The organism is Marinobacter sp. LV10MA510-1, from assembly GCF_002563885.1.
GTDB lineage: Bacteria > Pseudomonadota > Gammaproteobacteria > Pseudomonadales > Oleiphilaceae > Marinobacter.
Genome location: NZ_PDJA01000001.1, coordinates 1,749,212 through 1,764,179, shown reverse-complemented (window position 1 = coordinate 1,764,179; position 14,968 = coordinate 1,749,212). Strand labels below are relative to the sequence as shown.

Here is a 14,968-nt window from a genome sequence, read left to right as displayed (position 1 = left end):
CTATCCATTTGCACTGCGGGCGTCTTTGATTACATCGTAAGCATGGGTGATTTCGCCGGTGCGCTCTTCGGCCATCTCGCGCATGCTCTCCGGTAAGCCGCGGCCGGCCAGTTTGTCCGGATGGTTTTCGCTCATCAGCTTGCGGTACACCTTTTTGATGTGGTCATCGCTGTCTTGGGGTGACACGCCCAGCACTTTATAGGCGTCGTCAGTCTGTTGCACGCTGGAGCGCTGGCCGCCACCGGTCTGGCTGTAATGGGCACCACGCAGCATAGCTTCCAGCTGGTCAACCTGGCTTTCCGGCAACCCCAAGCCACGGGCAATTTTAACCAGCATGTCGTGCTCGGCGGGGTGCACTACGCCATCCGCAGCTACCGCCGATACCTGAACCTGCAGAAACATTTGCAACAAAGCCGGCTGGCCGCCGCTGACGCGCATAAAACGTTGCAGTTCGGCGTCCAGATCAAACTCTGGTGCCTTGCCGCGGTTGAACGCGGCGCGGGCGTTGGTCTTCTGGCTTTCGTTCAGGCGAAAGCGAGTAAACATGGCTTCCGCCACGGCGATTTCATTTTGTGAAACCACGCCGTCGGCCTTGCACACCGCCCCCATAACCGCGAACACAGATTCAACAAAACCGCTTTGAATATTCTGCAGTTTTCCAATTAACCGGCTTTTTATGCGGTTCAGTAAAAACGCACCAATCGCGCCGCCAATGATGAAGCCGGCGAAGCCGCCAAAGGCCGAGCCAATCAGGCCACCCAGAATGATTGCAAACAGCATTAAGGTATCCTTTGTAAAAGATTTAGATCGTGGAAATATACGGGTTTTTGCCACTGAATACATGAGTAGCGCGTTATAAGGGACTTTTTTTCGCACAATTTCTGGTTTCTGGCCCAGGTTTAAGGCGCTTGTAACAATGCCGTTAGTAAACCGGCGGCCAACGACAACACCATGGGCACCGTCACCAGCAATCCGGTCTGGCGGCTGCCAATACCCAGCGCCATGCCGGATTTCACCATATTGTTCACCGCCGCGGCGATCACAATGCCTATGACCGCGGTATTGCTGTTCAGGCCATCGATGGACATGCGGGTGAGCGACAGGGTAATGGCATCCACATCTGCGATGCCGGAACTGGCGGCCAGCACATAGATGCCGGTATCGCCCAGCCAGTTTTTCAAGAACTCACCCAACAGCAAAATGCCGGTCAGAAGAGCACCAAAAACCAGGGCCGAGGTTAAGTCTAACGGATTCTGGTTCAGTACCGGCTGGCTGATATTGCTGTTGTGGCTGTGCCGATACCAGATTATCAGAGCCGGGCCGTAAAGCAGCGCCGTCATCACCAGAACCGGGAGTACCAGGCTGGGAAGCAGAGCCGGCGCAATCACAAAGCAGTAAATAAGAATGCGCGGAAACATGGTGCCACAGGCGATCAGAATGCCGGCCGCCAGTTGCGGCGCCAATTGCGGCGCCTTTGCAGACTGCCGCGCAAAGTGCAGGGTCAGCGCGGTAGACGAGCTCAAGCCGGCGAACAGACTGGTGAACAGAATACCCTTTTGAGTGCCGGCCAAACGCATGGCGAAATAGCCGACAAAAGAAATGGAGGCAATCATCACCACCATCCACCAGATTTCCCGCGGGTTCAGCACACCGCCGGGGCCCATGCTTTGATTGGGTAACAAGGGCAGCATGACCACGGAAATCAGCATTAGCTTGAGCGCTGCGTCCAGCTCGCTGGCCTGAAGTTTATGTACCAGGCTGTGTATCTCTTCCTTATTGTCCAGAATAATAGCCGTGACCACCGCGGCTGCCGTGGCAATCACTGGATCTATGGCCACCGCAATGGCGCCAAAACAGAAGGTCAGCACCATGCCGATGATTCCGGTAATGCTGAAGTTGCGTATGTACTGCAAACGGCTGCTGTAGGCAACGAGGCCTGTCGCAACCACGGCAATTAGCAATACCGGGAATGCCCAGGCTGAAAGTTCGCGGGTAATCAACGCGGCCACCCCGCCCAGCAAGCCGACCAGCGCAAAGGTGCGAATACCCGCAATACGATCGCCGGATTTCTGTTCGCGGGCCTCCCAGCCCCGTTCCAGACCCACAATGGCGCCCAGCAACAAAGCAATGGCCAAACGGATAGTGGATTGATTACTGGCCAAAAAATCGGCGGTTACGTTGTCCATGGTAATAGCTGTCCTGCACGGCGGTTTTTGCCAGGCGACACAATCTGTTAGACTTTGCTGCCTTTCTTACAGCTATTTTCACGCTTACAACCCATTACCACAACCACCGACGGTTGCTGGCGATAGCGGCTGTCGCAATGACCCGACCTGAGTACCCTTAAGTAACTCTTAAGAAGCTCCAAAGTAAAAACGGAACCCGATATGGTGAACACCCTTAAACAACAATGGCTGTCGAATGTGCGCGGCGATTTACTCGCGGGCGTGGTGGTGGCGCTGGCGCTGATTCCCGAAGCCATTGCCTTTTCCATTATTGCCGGCGTAGACCCGAAAGTAGGGCTGTACGCGTCATTCTGCATTGCCGTGATCATCGCCTTTGTTGGCGGCCGGCCGGGCATGATTTCTGCCGCCACCGGCGCCATGGCGCTGCTCATGGTTACCCTGGTAAAAGAACACGGCCTGGAATACCTGATGGCAGCCACCTTGCTAACAGGCCTTATTCAGCTTGTGGCCGGCTATTTAAAACTAGGCAGCCTGATGCGCTTTGTATCACGCTCGGTGGTGACCGGTTTTGTCAACGCCTTGGCCATCCTGATTTTCATGGCCCAGCTGCCGGAACTGACCAACGTTACCTGGCACGTATACGCGCTGACGGCGGCGGGCCTGGGCATCATCTATTTGTTTCCTTATATACCTAAGCTGGGCAAGGTGCTGCCGTCGCCGTTGGTTTGCATTGTGGGGCTGACGGTTGTTGCGTTCCTGTTTGATATCGACGTGCGCACCGTGGGTGATATGGGCGACCTGCCGGATACACTGCCGATTTTCCTGTGGCCAGATGTGCCGTTGAATCTTGAAACCCTGATGATTATTTTGCCCTACGCCATACCGCTGGCGGCGGTGGGCCTGCTGGAATCGATGATGACCGCCACCATCGTGGATGACCTGACCGATACCGAAAGCGACCGCAACCGCGAATGCCGGGGGCAGGGTATTGCCAACATCGGTTCGGGCTTGCTGGGCGGTATGGCCGGCTGCGCTATGATTGGCCAGTCGATCATTAACATAAAATCCGGTGGCCGTGGCCGCCTGTCAACACTGTTCGCGGGTGTTTTCCTGATGGTGTTGATTCTGGTGCTGGACGACTTTCTGGTACGCATTCCCATGGCCGCGTTGGTAGCGGTGATGATTATGGTGGCTATCGGCACCTTCTCCTGGGAGTCTATTCGCAACCTGAAAACCCACCCGCTGTCGACCAACATTGTGATGCTGGTGACGGTAGTGGTTGTCGTGTTCACTCACAACCTGGCACTGGGCGTATTTGCCGGTGTGCTGTTGGCTGCGCTGTTCTTCGCCAACAAAATTGGCCATTACATGGGCGTGGACAGTGCTCTGAACGAGGCCGATAGTACTCGTACCTACACGGTTACCGGGCAAGTATTCTTCAGTTCGTCGGAAAAGTTTGTAGCCGCCTTTGACTTCCGCGAAGTGGTCGATAAGGTGGTAATAGATGTGAGTCGCGCCCACTTCTGGGACATTACCGCCGTGGGAGCGCTAGACAAGGTTGTTATCAAGTTCCGGCGCGACGGAGCAGAGGTGGAAGTGATTGGCATGAACGAAGCCAGTGCCACCATCGTTGACCGCTTTGGTGTGCACGACAAGCCGGAAGGCGTTGACCAGCTGATAGGCCATTAATATGCAAAATACGACACCGAACACCAAGCACTCTTCACAAGAGACGCAGCAAAGCGCGCCGCAAGACATCTTGCAGGTGGTGGCCTGCATTGACGGCTCACGCGCTGCGCCGGCGGTGTGTGACTACGCTGCCTGGGCGAGCAAATACATGGACTCGCCGCTGACCCTGCTGCACGTGCTGGATGAAGAGCGCTACCCGTCAGAGCCGGACCTGGCCGGCAACATTGGCCTTGGTAGCCGGGAGCACTTGCTGGACGAGCTGGCCGAACTGGATCGCAAGCGTTCTAAACTCGCCTTGGAGCACGGCAATCACATGCTGGAAAACGCCGAGCAGCGGGTTAAACAGGCGGGCATCAGCGATGTCAAGAAGCGTCAGCGCCACGGCGACCTCACTGAATCCCTATTGGCGATTCAGGAACAGACTCGCTTGCTGGTGATGGGCCTTTGTGGCGAAAGCAGCTCCAACCGCGATCTGCACATTGGCAGCCAGCTGGAGACGGTGATTCGCAGCATGAGCCGCCCAATTTTGCTGGTGCCAGACGACTTTTCCGCGCCAAAAAACTCCATGTTGGCTTTTGACGGCAGTGCTACCGCGTTTCGTGGAGTAGAGCATTTGGCCGCCAGCCAGGTTTTGAAGGGCATGCCGCTGCACCTGGTGATGGTGGGCGAAGAAAGCCCAGAGGCCATGGTGCAGTTACGCAAAGCCGAGGCCATGCTGGCGCCGCTGGAAGCCGAAATAACCCTGGCTATTCGCAACGGTGAGGTAGAGCCTGTTCTGCACCGCTACCAGGACGAGCACAACATCGATTTGCTGGTGATGGGAGCCTACGGCCACTCAAAAATCCGCAGGTTCCTGCTCGGTAGTACCACCACCAACATGTTGAAATCCGCCAAAAAACCACTAGTTATTCTGCGCTGAGAAATTACGAAATAGGGGACAGATTTGAAATCTGTCCCCGGTCTGGCTCCCAAACTCACGCCGCCTGCCCGGCCGCCACCCCCGATGCCCAGGCCCACTGAAAGTTATGGCCACCCAAGTGGCCGGTTACGTCTACCACTTCACCAATAAAGTACAAATCCGGCTGTTCCAGAACCGCCATGGTTTTAGAGGACAGCTGGCGGGTATCTACGCCGCCCAGGGTCACTTCCGCAGTGCGATAGCCTTCGGTGCCTGCGGGCTTTATAGTCCACTGCTGCAGCGTGCGGCTGATGTGTTCGATATCCGGGTTGCGGTAGCTTTGAAGCGGACCGGCCCAGCGCTGCAGCTCGTTGAAGGCTTGCGCGAAGCGCTTTGGCAGGTGCGCGTTTAGATAGTGTTCGAGCGTGCTTTGCGGTTTGAGCTTGCGCAGGCTGAGCAAATCCTGCTCAACCTGCTGCAGCGGTAGCAGGTTGATGTGCAGTTCGTCACCGGGCTGCCAGAAGCTGGAAATCTGCAGCATGCTGGGGCCGCTCAAACCGCGGTGAGTAACCAGCATCGGTTCCTGGAACTGTTCATGATTGCACTCCGCGCTTACCGGGCAGCTGATGCCGGCCAGCGGCGCCAGGGTCATTTTCAATTCTGGGTGCAGAGTAAAAGGCACTAGTCCTGCGCGAGTGGGTAGTACTTCCAGCCCGAATTGGCGAGCAAGGTCATAACCAAAGCCCGAAGCGCCCAGGGTGGGAATAGACAGCCCGCCGCAAGCGACCACCAAAGATTCGCAGGTCAACGCCTGTCCGCCTGCTGTCAGTCGATAACCCTTGGGCGTTCTGGCCACTTCCGTAACGCCGGTTTTCAGGCGTACTTCAGCGCCGGCCCATTCACATTCGGTCAGCAGCATGTTCAGAATGTCTTTGGCGCTGTGCTGACAGAATAGCTGGCCCGCTGCCTTCTCTTCGTACTCCACGCCGTGCCGCTCCACCAGATCCAGAAAATGCCTGGGGGTGTAACGTTTCAGCGCCGAAATACAGTAATGGGGATTGTCAGACAAAAAGTTCGTGGTGGTGCTGTTCAGGTTGGTGAAATTACAGCGCCCGCCGCCGCTCATCAAAATTTTCTTACCGGCCTTGTTGGCGTGGTCCAGCACCAGTACCTTACGCCCTCGATAACCAGCGGTTGCCGCACACATCAGCCCCGCCGCGCCGGCGCCGACGATGATGACATCGTAATGGCTGCCGCGATGGTCATTAGCGTGCTGATTGTTGGCGTTCTGGTTACTGGAAAGCGTTGTCATTACCGTCTGCCGCTAAAAATGTGGGCACAGAGTATACCAGCCCTATTGAAGGTATACGGTGCCTTCCATGTAAAACGCCGCTTGGCCGGCAATGGCTACCCGTTCTCCCTTCAATTCGCAGCGCAGCAAACCACCACGTGCAGAAAGCTGACGCGCTTCCAGAACTTTCTTGCCCAATTTCTCTGCCCAATACGGCACCAGCGCACTGTGTATAGAGCCGGTCACAGGGTCTTCGTTAATACCGGCGCACGGCACAAAGTAACGGCTAACAAAGTCCGAATCAGTTCCGGGCGCGGTGACTATCAAGCCCAAGCTCTTAAGCTGTTTAATTTTCTGCATGTCGGGTTGTGCTGCTTTTACCGCAGCTTCGTTTTCTAACACCAGCATGTAGTTGGTGTCTTTGGCGACGTAAAAAATCGTAGTCGGCGCATCCGCCAAAGCTTCAAGTATGATGCTGGGTGTAGATTGTTCGGTAACCGCAAGATTTGGGAAATCCAAAACCAGCCAACCGTCGGATTGCTTGTGCACGCCAAGCGGACCGCTTTTGGAGCGCAGGCGAATCCGGTCTGAAGTCCAATCCAGTTTGTTGAAAATAACCCAGGCGCTTGCCAGTGTAGCGTGACCGCACAGAGGAACTTCGATTTCTGGCGTGAACCAGCGAATATGGAAGTCTGCTTCACTAGCCTCTGGCTCGGGAACAAAAAAGGCCGTTTCTGACAGGTTGTTCTCGGCGGCAAGGGCCTGAAGAACCCCGTCGGGAAGCCATGCCTTTAAGGGCATGACCGCGGCTGGGTTACCTTTGAAAATTTCGCTGGTAAACGCGTCTACCTGATAAATGGGATAGCTTTTCATGTGTTCTCCGTTGATGGTTGATTGGCGTATTGGTGTGCCTTGTGGTTGGCAAACTGCGTTAATTCCCACTCACTGTAAAAGTGCAGCTCGGGCAGGGTAGCGCGATGCGTTACCGTCCAGTGTTTTGAATCGCACTGGCAAACAGATAGACCTAGTGCTGCCAAATCCTTACGGGTTTGATCAGGATGTTTTGCGGCAAGTTTCACAGATGGCGGCCTGAAACCAAAAAGGTTATTCCGACTGGCGCTGAACGCGGGATTGTTGGTTATACCCATGATCAAACTCCTTCTTCTCGTTACGGTATTGCCATTTTCCGCCCATACCAAATTCCAAAACAGAATCAGATAATCTGGTTTTGAACCGGTACAGATTGTATTTTTAGTTTTCTGTACTGCAATTTTTCAGTGGCATCTGTGATGTTCCGTTTTGCCGCCGGTCTGTTGAAATAAAGCCAAAGTCTGCTTAAAGGCTATAATCTTTTTGGTTTAACGAGGCAAACAGGATGGGCGCTCTTTATAACGAGGTAGCAGACAGGCTTCAGGCTCAGGTTCAGGATGGGGTCTTTCGGGATGGCGATCGGCTGCCCGGTGTCAGGGCACTAAGCCGGCAGTTTGGCGTCAGCGTTTCGACGATATTGCACGCGCACCAGACGCTTGAGGCCCGCGGTTATGTTCAGGCTCGCGAGCGCAGCGGCTACTTTGCACGCTTGCCGCTGCGGGATGCTCCGGAACCCGTCATGCAAACCGATCGGAGCCGTCCCGTTCCTGTTAATGCACGGGAAATGACCCTGGAATTGTGCGCTGACGAGCAAAAACGCATGGTGCCTCTTTCTGGGGCCATTCCTCATGCGGATTTTCTGCCCTTTCGCCAGATTCAGCAAAGCGCGCTCTGGGCGGCGCGACGTGGCATTGAAACACTGGAATATGCTTTTCCCGGCAAGGAACCATTACGCCGACAAATCGCTCAGCGTATGGCGACGATAGGCGTGCCGATCACCCCTGAGGATGTGCTCGTCACCAACGGAGCGCAGGAAGCAATCATTCTTGGTCTTAGGGCGGTGACCCAACCCGGAGACATCGTCGCGGTTGAGTCACCGTCGTTTCCCGGAATTCTTCAAGCGCTAGAAGTTGTTGGGCTGAGAGCGCTGGAGATCCCCACTCATACCGCGGAAGGCCTCAGTCTTGAGGGTTTGGAGTTGGCCCTGGAACAGTGGCCTGTCAAAGCGTGTGTGGTGGTGTGTAATCACAGCAATCCAATGGGCGCCAGAATGTCGGATGAGCGCAAACAACAGCTGGTTTCAATGCTTGCCGTTGCGGGCGTACCGTTGATTGAAGATGACATTTATGGCGACTTGTACCATTCTGGCGAAAGACCGAAACCCGCGAAGGCCTTTGACCACACAGGTAATGTAATTTATTGCAGCTCCGTATCAAAAACCATTTCGCCGGGATTGAGAGTGGGCTGGATGTTGCCCGGGCGTTATATGGCGAGCGCCAGGCAACACAAATATTTCTCGAATCTGGCGACGTCTTCCATCCCACAAATGGCCGTTGCGCATTTTCTTGAACAGGGCGGTTATGATCGTTATCTGCGTTCCGCGCGACAGAACTATCGCCAAGCTACGGAACGAATGCGTACAGCGGTTGCTCGATCATTTCCCGAAGGTACAGCCATAAGCCGGCCCCAAGGCGGCTTTGTGCTTTGGGTTCAACTACCTGCTGGAGTTTCCGGCACACTGGTTTATCAGCTTGCCAGGGCAGAAAACATCAATGTTGCACCGGGCTTGATGTTCTCTATTTCAAACAAGTTTGAATCTTGCCTGCGAATAAACTGTGGCAACCCATGGAGTGACCGAATCGACCAGGCTGTTGTAAGGCTTGGCGCGCTTGCCCACGAAGTACAGGCGCGGTCGATTTAGCGATCATATTGCCAGTTAGCGTTTGTTGCGCAAATCCAGCGCATCCACCAAACCCGCAGAAAGGGCGATGCCGGTGACGTCTGGCAGCCTGTCTGCCCCCAGCCGTCTCATCACCCGCGCCCGATAAAGGTCGATGGTTTTTACGCCCACCCCCAACTGTTCAGCAATTTCACGGCTGGTGTAGCCTTTTGCTAACGGTAAGAACACATCGCGCTCGCGACGGGTGAGGGTGTCCAGCAATGCTGTGGTCTGGCTGCTGCCCTGCTGTTGATGGCGGGTCTGTTGGCGCTCCTGCAGTGCCTGCTGCACGCTGTCTAGCAGTAGCTGTTCGTTAAAGGGCTTCTCAATAAAATCAAAGGCGCCGGATTTGAACGCGCGCACCACAATGGGCACATCGGCGTGGCCAGATACAAAGATAATGGGCAGCGCCAACCCACGCTTTTGCAGTTCTTCCTGCACGTTCAGGCCGCCTAGTCCGGGCATGCGAACATCAAGCACAACGCAGCCGTTGCTTTGTGGGGTCATAGAATCCAGAAATTTGCGACCGTCGCTGTAGGCTTCCACGGCCAGGCCCACGGATTCCAGAAGCCATTGGGTAGACTCCAGCATGCCGGCGTCGTCGTCGACTATATAAACGAAGGTGGTCTGGGCTGTGGGCTGGTCAGTCATTGGCAATTGGGTGTCTCCCGTGGACTTATAATAGATTTTTGACAGGCCGGTGGTGGAAACCGACAAACCAGCGTCAAACCGCCGGTTGGCGCCGGGTAAGCATCCAGAAAACCGCCGAAACCTTCAACAATAGAACGGCTCATGGACAACCCTAGCCCCAGGCCATCAGGCTTGCTGGTGTAAAACGGCTGAAACATCTGGCGGATGCCATCGGCGTTCAGGCCCGGCCCTTGATCGGCCACTTCGACCAGGGTTTCGCCCAGGTCGTTCACTCTAATGGTCATGATGATGGTCGATGCAGAGCTGTTATCAACGCGGGCCTCTACATTGGCTTCGATGGCGTTACGCACCAGATTGATGAGTACCTGCTCTATCAGCACCGGGTCGGCGGTCAGCGTAGGGCTGGTTTCTGGCAGTCGGCAAACCACCGATACCCGGTGCTTGTCTGCCTCCCACTGGCATAGAAGGGCAACGTTGCTGGCCACCCGGTTCAGGGCCAGCAGCTCTGAACGTTTGCGGCCTTTGCGCAAAAAAGCCCGCAGCCGGCGAATCACTTCCGAGGCGCGATTGGCGTGGTGAATAACCTTTGTCAGGCCGTCGCCTACCCGGGTCAGGTTGGCCGGCTGGGTGTCTGCGGTTTTCAGAAAGCGCTGGCTGGCGCTGGCAAAATTCACAATAGAGGCCAGCGGCTGATTCATTTCGTGGGCGATACTGCTGGCCAGTTCACCCAGCGTGGCCAGCCGTGCGGCGTGGGCCAGTTCGTCCGCCAGGCGGCGGTTGTTTTTTTCCGACGCCATCCGCGCGCTGATGTCCCGCGATACGCTGATCACTTCCACCACCGCGCCTGTGTAGGTTTCGCGAATGGCACGGCTGGCAATTTCAAACCAGCGTGGGGTGCCGTCGCGGTGCACAATTTGCGCGGTCACAATGGCGTAGCCGTCTTCGCTCAGCCGGTTGCGGGCTTCTATCAGGTGCTTTTGTGGCTGGCCACTGGGAAACAGGTCTTCCAGCAGGCGCCCGCGCAGGTCTTCCGGCCAGTAGCCCAGCAGCCGCCAAGACGCCGGCGTAGCGTCAATAAAACGGCCATCCGGCGCGTGGCGGGAAATCAGGTCGGTGGTGTTCTCGGTAATCAGCCGGTACAAGCGGTTGGAGCGCACCGCCTGCTCTTGCAGTTCCAGCTCCCGGGTTGCATCCCGACCCTTCAACAATACCTGATTTTGAGCAACGTCAGGAACCAGCGCCCAAAGGTAAATTTGGCCCTTGTAACGCGCCTCTGCGTTGTCCACAGGGCGTTGTTGATTCAGGCAGGCTCGCACCAGTTCTTCCACGTTCACGGGCAAAAAACGTCGAGGATCGGCCATCGCGCCGGAATGGTCAGCCCCATTGGGCGAATCGTCAACCGCTTCGACCAGGTTTTTCATGGCCGGATTCATACTCAGCGTGCGGCTTTTGTGGTCAACAATCAGCAGTGGTTGCGGATCGGTTGCGGCAAAGCCCATTGATAAGTCAAAGCAATTTGCGTTCATGGCAAGGAAATCTTCGATATTCGGTCAATTTTATAGTATTTTTACTATAATACGTTGGTGCAATTTATAGTAAGACTTCTATTTAATACTATTTGTTCAGCTGTAAATTATAACTAATTTGGTGATTCGTCAGAATATACCAAGCAAAACAGCGTTATGCCTACCTATAGGACCACACAGAATGACCTCGATCTACGATCAGGGCCTTGCGCCCGTTGAAGCCAATTACGCCGTTCAGACGCCTATCGATTTTATTACTCGTACCGCCAGTGTTTATCCCGATTATCCGGCGATTATTCACGGTGCCATTCGCCGCACCTGGGCCGAGACCCATGAGCGCAGTTTGCGCCTGGCGTCGGCGCTGGTCGGCCGCGGGATTAAAAAAGGCGATACCGTCGCCGTCATGCTGCCCAATATTCCAGCCATGGTCGAGTGTCATTTTGGCGTGCCCATGACCGGCGCCGTCATGAACGCCCTGAACGTTCGGCTGGATGCCGAAGTGATTGCCTTCATGATTGAGCACGCAGAAGCCAAAGTGATCCTGGTTGATCGCGAATTTGGCGAAGTGATTCTGGACGCCGTTAGCCGCCTGGATAAAAAGCCACTGATCATTGATGTAGACGATCCCGAATACGGCGAAGGCGTTAAAGTCAGTGATCTGGATTACGAAGCCTTTTTGCAAGAAGGCGACCCCGAGTACCAGTGGGATATGCCGACTGATGAATGGGACGCCATTTCCCTGAACTACACCTCTGGCACCACCGGCAACCCCAAAGGTGTGGTGTATCACCACCGCGGGGCTTACCTGAATTCACTGGGCAACACCGCGGTATGGTCTATGGCCATGCATCCGGTGTACCTGTGGACCCTGCCGATGTTCCACTGCAACGGCTGGTGTTTTCCCTGGACCATCACCGCTATGGCCGGCACCCACGTGTGCCTGCGCCGGGTTGATCCGGAAAAAATTCTGCAGCTAATCCGTGAGCACCGCGTCACCCACATGTGCGGCGCCCCTATTGTGCTGAACGCCTTGTTGAACGTGCCACCTGCATCCAAGGCAGGTATTGATCACGTTGTGAAGGCCATGGTTGCCGGTGCTCCGCCTCCCGCCCAAGTAATTGGCGCGGTTGAAGAGATGGGCATCGCGTTGACCCACACCTACGGCTTGACGGAAGTATACGGCCCGGTGACCGTCTGTGCCTGGAAAGATCGTTGGAACGATCTTCCGCTGGAAGAGCGTGCCGCCATCAAATCCCGCCAGGGCGTTCGTTACCACACCCTGGGCGGCACCATGATTGCAGACCCGGGCACCATGAAGCCGACGCCAAAAGACGGCAAAACCATTGGTGAAATCTTTCTGCGCGGTAACACCGTGATGAAGGGTTACCTGAAGAACCCGAAAGCCACCGAAGAAGCGTTCCGCGGCGGTTGGTTCCACACCGGCGATCTGGCGGTTTGGCACGAAGACGGTTACATGGAAATCAAGGATCGCCTGAAAGACATCATTATTTCCGGCGGCGAGAACATTTCCACCATTGAAATTGAAGACGTTCTTTACCGACACCCGGCGGTTCAGGAAGCAGCCGTTGTTGCCCGCCCGGATGAAAAGTGGGGCGAAACACCCTGCGCTTTCGTCACTCTGAAGCCTGAAGCCGGCAACGTGACCGAAGTAGAAATGATCGACTTCTGCCGCAAGCACATGGCTCGCTTCAAGGTTCCAAAAACCGTTGTGTTTTCGGACTTGCCAAAAACCTCGACCGGTAAAATCCAGAAATTTTTGCTGCGCGATCAGGCTAAGGAAATCAAGTAGCTGGAAAGCGCCTTGCAGGGACACATCCAAGAGCTCACACAAGAGCTCTCTTAAGAACTTACACAAAAACAACACTAACACCCGGTTCGCCGGGTATTCGGAGAAAACTCAAGATGCAAATGTTCCATCGCAAGAACGGCGAAGAACAACCGTACTGGCCGGCGGGCCCCTTCAAGATTCGCCTGCCGTTTGTGCATTACCGCTGGGAATTTGCGGAAATGGCGCAGGCGCTGATTATGTTCGTGGTTACTCTGGCCATGATTCCACTGCTTGAAACTTACTTGGGCGTGCCCTACGACGTGGCCCTGGCTTATGTGGTTATCTGCGGTATCGGTTTTATGCTGCCGGCGCTTTTGGGCGTACCCCTGGTTCCGGGCTGGATCACACCGGGTATTCCGGTAGTGCTGCTGTTTCTGAGCGATTACGAGCCCGGCCCGGAAGCCATTCAGGCAATGTTTGCTCTGCAGTTTTTGGTCTTCATTATCTTCCTTATTCTGGGCGTTACCCGCTTGGGCAGCAAGCTGGTGGAATTTATTCCACGCTCTATGAAAGGCGGGATTATCATCGGTGCCGGTATTGCTGCGCTGATGGGCGAAATTGAAGCCGGTGGCCGTCTGGCAGCCACACCTATTTCGCTGATTGTTGGCGGTCTGGTGTGTCTGTACCTGATGTTCTCGGTGTCCTTTAAGGGTTTTGTTGAAACCAACTCTTTTGCGCGCAAAATTGCCAACTATGGCATGGTGCCGGGCATGATTGTGGCGATTCTGGTGGGCTTTGCCACCGGTGAATACGCGGTGCCAGAAGTAAAGTGGGGCATCACTGCACCCGCCTTTGGTGAGCTGTGGAACTACCTGCCGTTCAGCGTTGGTTTCCCAGAGCCCAGCGTATTCCTATACGCCATCCCAACGGCCGTCATTGCCTACATCATTGCCTTTGGCGACATTATTGTGGGCCAATCGCTGATGAACCGTGTTGACCATCTGCGTCGCGATGAAGACATCGACAACAGCATCGACCGGGTGCACCTGGTAACCGCTATCCGTAACGGTGGCCACGCTTTCTTCGCACCTTACCCCGGTTTGGCCGGCCCGATCTGGACCGCTGTGACCGCGACCATGGCCGAGCGCTACAAGTATGGCCGCAACGCGATGGATTCCATCTACAGCGGCGGCGGCACCTTCTGGATTACCGGCTTTATCGCGATATTCATACTGCCACTGGTGAGCTTCTTCCAGCCGGTGCTGCCCATCGCGCTCTCGCTGACCTTGCTGCTGACCGGTTACATCTGTTTGATGGTGGGCCTGGAACAGCTGGAGAACAACACCGAACGCGGCATTGCCGGCACCATGGGTGTTGTACTTGCGGTGTACGGCGCGGGCTGGGGCCTGGCCACCGGTGCGGTGCTCTACTTCCTGATTGAGCGCACAAAACTGTTGGGCTTCACTCCGGATCCGGATTCCCCGGGGGCCGATGACGTAATCATCAAGCCGGAAACGACAAGTCAAAGCATGAAAGACCAAAGTATCAAAAACCAAAGCTAAAGAACCCTGCTGACCGGGGTCACAAGGCCCCGGCGGCAAAACGATGTGTGTCCTTGGGAGGCCCTGGTGCCTCCCTTTTTTGTGTCTGGAAAAACGCGATTGTCAGGCAAAAAAAAGCCGGCGGTTAGCCGGCTGTTTTCTATCGCGCTGATGGTTTCTATCTTGCGCGTATCTGCTTTCGGATGAGGTAGAAGTGTTACTTCTCCAGATACTGAAGCTTGTCGGGCACGCCGTCCCACTCTGCAGCGTCAGGCAACGCCTCTTTTTTCTCTGTGATATTAGGCCATTTTCCGGCCAGATCTGCGTTCAGTTCGATAAACACTTTCTGGTCGGCAGGCAGCTCGTCTTCCGAGAAAATAGCCTCAACCGGGCATTCGGGCTCGCACAGGGCGCAGTCGATGCACTCGTCAGGATCAATAACCAAAAAATTCGGACCTTCGTAGAAGCAATCTACAGGGCAGACTTCCACACAGTCGGTGTGTTTACACTTGATGCAGTTATCAGTAACGATAAACGCCATGTTCATATTCCTGGTTGGCTGGTCTGTCTCACAGGAGCTTGAAACGC

At 55.3% G+C, this 14,968-nt stretch carries 13 protein-coding genes; 5 read left to right on the top strand and 8 right to left on the bottom strand.

All coding sequences use genetic code 11. The features are described 5' to 3' along the window. On the bottom strand, window positions 1-780 hold the full coding sequence (gene djlA, locus ATI45_RS08440) for a co-chaperone DjlA (protein ID WP_098419099.1): 780 nt from the start codon (window positions 778-780) through the stop codon (window positions 1-3). Between the two features lie 119 nt (window positions 781-899). Further along, window positions 900-2,186: an MgtC/SapB family protein gene (locus tag ATI45_RS08435; RefSeq protein WP_098419098.1), complete on the bottom strand. Its 1,287-nt coding sequence runs from the start codon at window positions 2,184-2,186 to the stop codon at window positions 900-902. A 201-nt stretch (window positions 2,187-2,387) separates the two neighbouring features. Here ATI45_RS08435 and ATI45_RS08430 point away from each other — a divergent pair, with 201 nt between their 5' ends. Both ATI45_RS08430 and ATI45_RS08425 read left to right on the top strand, forming a co-directional pair. Beyond that, window positions 2,388-3,875 carry a SulP family inorganic anion transporter gene (locus tag ATI45_RS08430; RefSeq protein WP_098419097.1) on the top strand — a complete coding sequence of 496 codons (1,488 nt, stop codon included), beginning with the start codon at window positions 2,388-2,390 and terminating at the stop codon, window positions 3,873-3,875. A gap of 1 nt (window position 3,876) precedes the next feature. After that, on the top strand, window positions 3,877-4,794 hold the full coding sequence (locus ATI45_RS08425) for a universal stress protein (RefSeq protein ID WP_098419096.1): 918 nt from the start codon (window positions 3,877-3,879) through the stop codon (window positions 4,792-4,794). 55 nt (window positions 4,795-4,849) lie between these two features. On the opposite strand, the gene ATI45_RS08420 is transcribed toward ATI45_RS08425, so the two are convergent. Genes ATI45_RS08420 through ATI45_RS08410 form a run of 3 tightly spaced genes read right to left on the bottom strand, consistent with a single transcriptional unit; the run spans window position 4,850 to window position 7,212 of the window. After that, a complete protein-coding gene (locus tag ATI45_RS08420; RefSeq protein WP_098419095.1) occupies window positions 4,850-6,085 on the bottom strand; it encodes an NAD(P)/FAD-dependent oxidoreductase in 1,236 nt (411 codons plus the stop codon). Between the two features lie 42 nt (window positions 6,086-6,127). Continuing rightward, window positions 6,128-6,937: a PhzF family phenazine biosynthesis protein gene (locus ATI45_RS08415; protein WP_098419094.1), complete on the bottom strand. Its 810-nt coding sequence runs from the start codon at window positions 6,935-6,937 to the stop codon at window positions 6,128-6,130. Further along, window positions 6,934-7,212 carry a hypothetical protein gene (locus ATI45_RS08410; RefSeq protein WP_098419093.1) on the bottom strand — a complete coding sequence of 93 codons (279 nt, stop codon included), beginning with the start codon at window positions 7,210-7,212 and terminating at the stop codon, window positions 6,934-6,936. The genes ATI45_RS08415 and ATI45_RS08410 overlap by 4 nt, the downstream gene beginning before the upstream one ends. 227 nt (window positions 7,213-7,439) lie before the next feature. On the opposite strand from ATI45_RS08410, the gene ATI45_RS08405 reads away from it, so the two are divergent. Beyond that, window positions 7,440-8,855, top strand: coding sequence for a PLP-dependent aminotransferase family protein (locus ATI45_RS08405; RefSeq protein ID WP_098419092.1), 1,416 nt, complete (start codon window positions 7,440-7,442; stop codon window positions 8,853-8,855). A 15-nt stretch (window positions 8,856-8,870) separates the two neighbouring features. Here the strand turns inward: ATI45_RS08405 and ATI45_RS08400 are convergent, their stop codons facing one another. Together ATI45_RS08400 and ATI45_RS08395 are read right to left on the bottom strand one after the other, a co-directional pair. Beyond that, window positions 8,871-9,524, bottom strand: coding sequence for a response regulator transcription factor (locus ATI45_RS08400; RefSeq protein ID WP_098419091.1), 654 nt, complete (start codon window positions 9,522-9,524; stop codon window positions 8,871-8,873). Then, window positions 9,521-11,050: a sensor histidine kinase gene (locus ATI45_RS08395; protein WP_098419090.1), complete on the bottom strand. Its 1,530-nt coding sequence runs from the start codon at window positions 11,048-11,050 to the stop codon at window positions 9,521-9,523. The genes ATI45_RS08400 and ATI45_RS08395 overlap by 4 nt, the downstream gene beginning before the upstream one ends. Window positions 11,051-11,231: 181 nt before the next feature. Here ATI45_RS08395 and ATI45_RS08390 point away from each other — a divergent pair, with 181 nt between their 5' ends. Both ATI45_RS08390 and ATI45_RS08385 read left to right on the top strand, forming a co-directional pair. After that, on the top strand, window positions 11,232-12,860 hold the full coding sequence (locus tag ATI45_RS08390) for an acyl-CoA synthetase (protein ID WP_098419089.1): 1,629 nt from the start codon (window positions 11,232-11,234) through the stop codon (window positions 12,858-12,860). 113 nt (window positions 12,861-12,973) lie between these two features. After that, window positions 12,974-14,401 (top strand): solute carrier family 23 protein, encoded by a 1,428-nt coding sequence (locus ATI45_RS08385; protein ID WP_228705985.1) that lies wholly within the window; start codon window positions 12,974-12,976, stop codon window positions 14,399-14,401. Window positions 14,402-14,597: 196 nt separating this feature from the next. Here the strand turns inward: ATI45_RS08385 and fdxA are convergent, their stop codons facing one another. Beyond that, window positions 14,598-14,921 (bottom strand): ferredoxin FdxA, encoded by a 324-nt coding sequence (gene fdxA / locus ATI45_RS08380; protein WP_098419088.1) that lies wholly within the window; start codon window positions 14,919-14,921, stop codon window positions 14,598-14,600. Window positions 14,922-14,968 lie beyond the last annotated feature (47 nt).

Bases quoted from the DNA above. Each gene is read 5' to 3' on its own strand.
- djlA (WP_098419099.1), bottom strand. From the start codon at position 780: ATGCTGTTTGCAATCATTCTGGGTGGCCTGATTGGCTCGGCCTTTGGC.
- ATI45_RS08435 (WP_098419098.1), bottom strand. From the start codon at position 2,186: ATGGACAACGTAACCGCCGATTTTTTGGCCAGTAATCAATCCACTATC.
- ATI45_RS08430 (WP_098419097.1), top strand. From the start codon at position 2,388: ATGGTGAACACCCTTAAACAACAATGGCTGTCGAATGTGCGCGGCGAT.
- ATI45_RS08425 (WP_098419096.1), top strand. From the start codon at position 3,877: ATGCAAAATACGACACCGAACACCAAGCACTCTTCACAAGAGACGCAG.
- ATI45_RS08420 (WP_098419095.1), bottom strand. From the start codon at position 6,085: ATGACAACGCTTTCCAGTAACCAGAACGCCAACAATCAGCACGCTAAT.
- ATI45_RS08415 (WP_098419094.1), bottom strand. From the start codon at position 6,937: ATGAAAAGCTATCCCATTTATCAGGTAGACGCGTTTACCAGCGAAATT.
- ATI45_RS08410 (WP_098419093.1), bottom strand. From the start codon at position 7,212: ATGGGTATAACCAACAATCCCGCGTTCAGCGCCAGTCGGAATAACCTT.
- ATI45_RS08405 (WP_098419092.1), top strand. From the start codon at position 7,440: ATGGGCGCTCTTTATAACGAGGTAGCAGACAGGCTTCAGGCTCAGGTT.
- ATI45_RS08400 (WP_098419091.1), bottom strand. From the start codon at position 9,524: ATGACTGACCAGCCCACAGCCCAGACCACCTTCGTTTATATAGTCGAC.
- ATI45_RS08395 (WP_098419090.1), bottom strand. From the start codon at position 11,050: ATGAACGCAAATTGCTTTGACTTATCAATGGGCTTTGCCGCAACCGAT.
- ATI45_RS08390 (WP_098419089.1), top strand. From the start codon at position 11,232: ATGACCTCGATCTACGATCAGGGCCTTGCGCCCGTTGAAGCCAATTAC.
- ATI45_RS08385 (WP_228705985.1), top strand. From the start codon at position 12,974: ATGCAAATGTTCCATCGCAAGAACGGCGAAGAACAACCGTACTGGCCG.
- fdxA (WP_098419088.1), bottom strand. From the start codon at position 14,921: ATGGCGTTTATCGTTACTGATAACTGCATCAAGTGTAAACACACCGAC.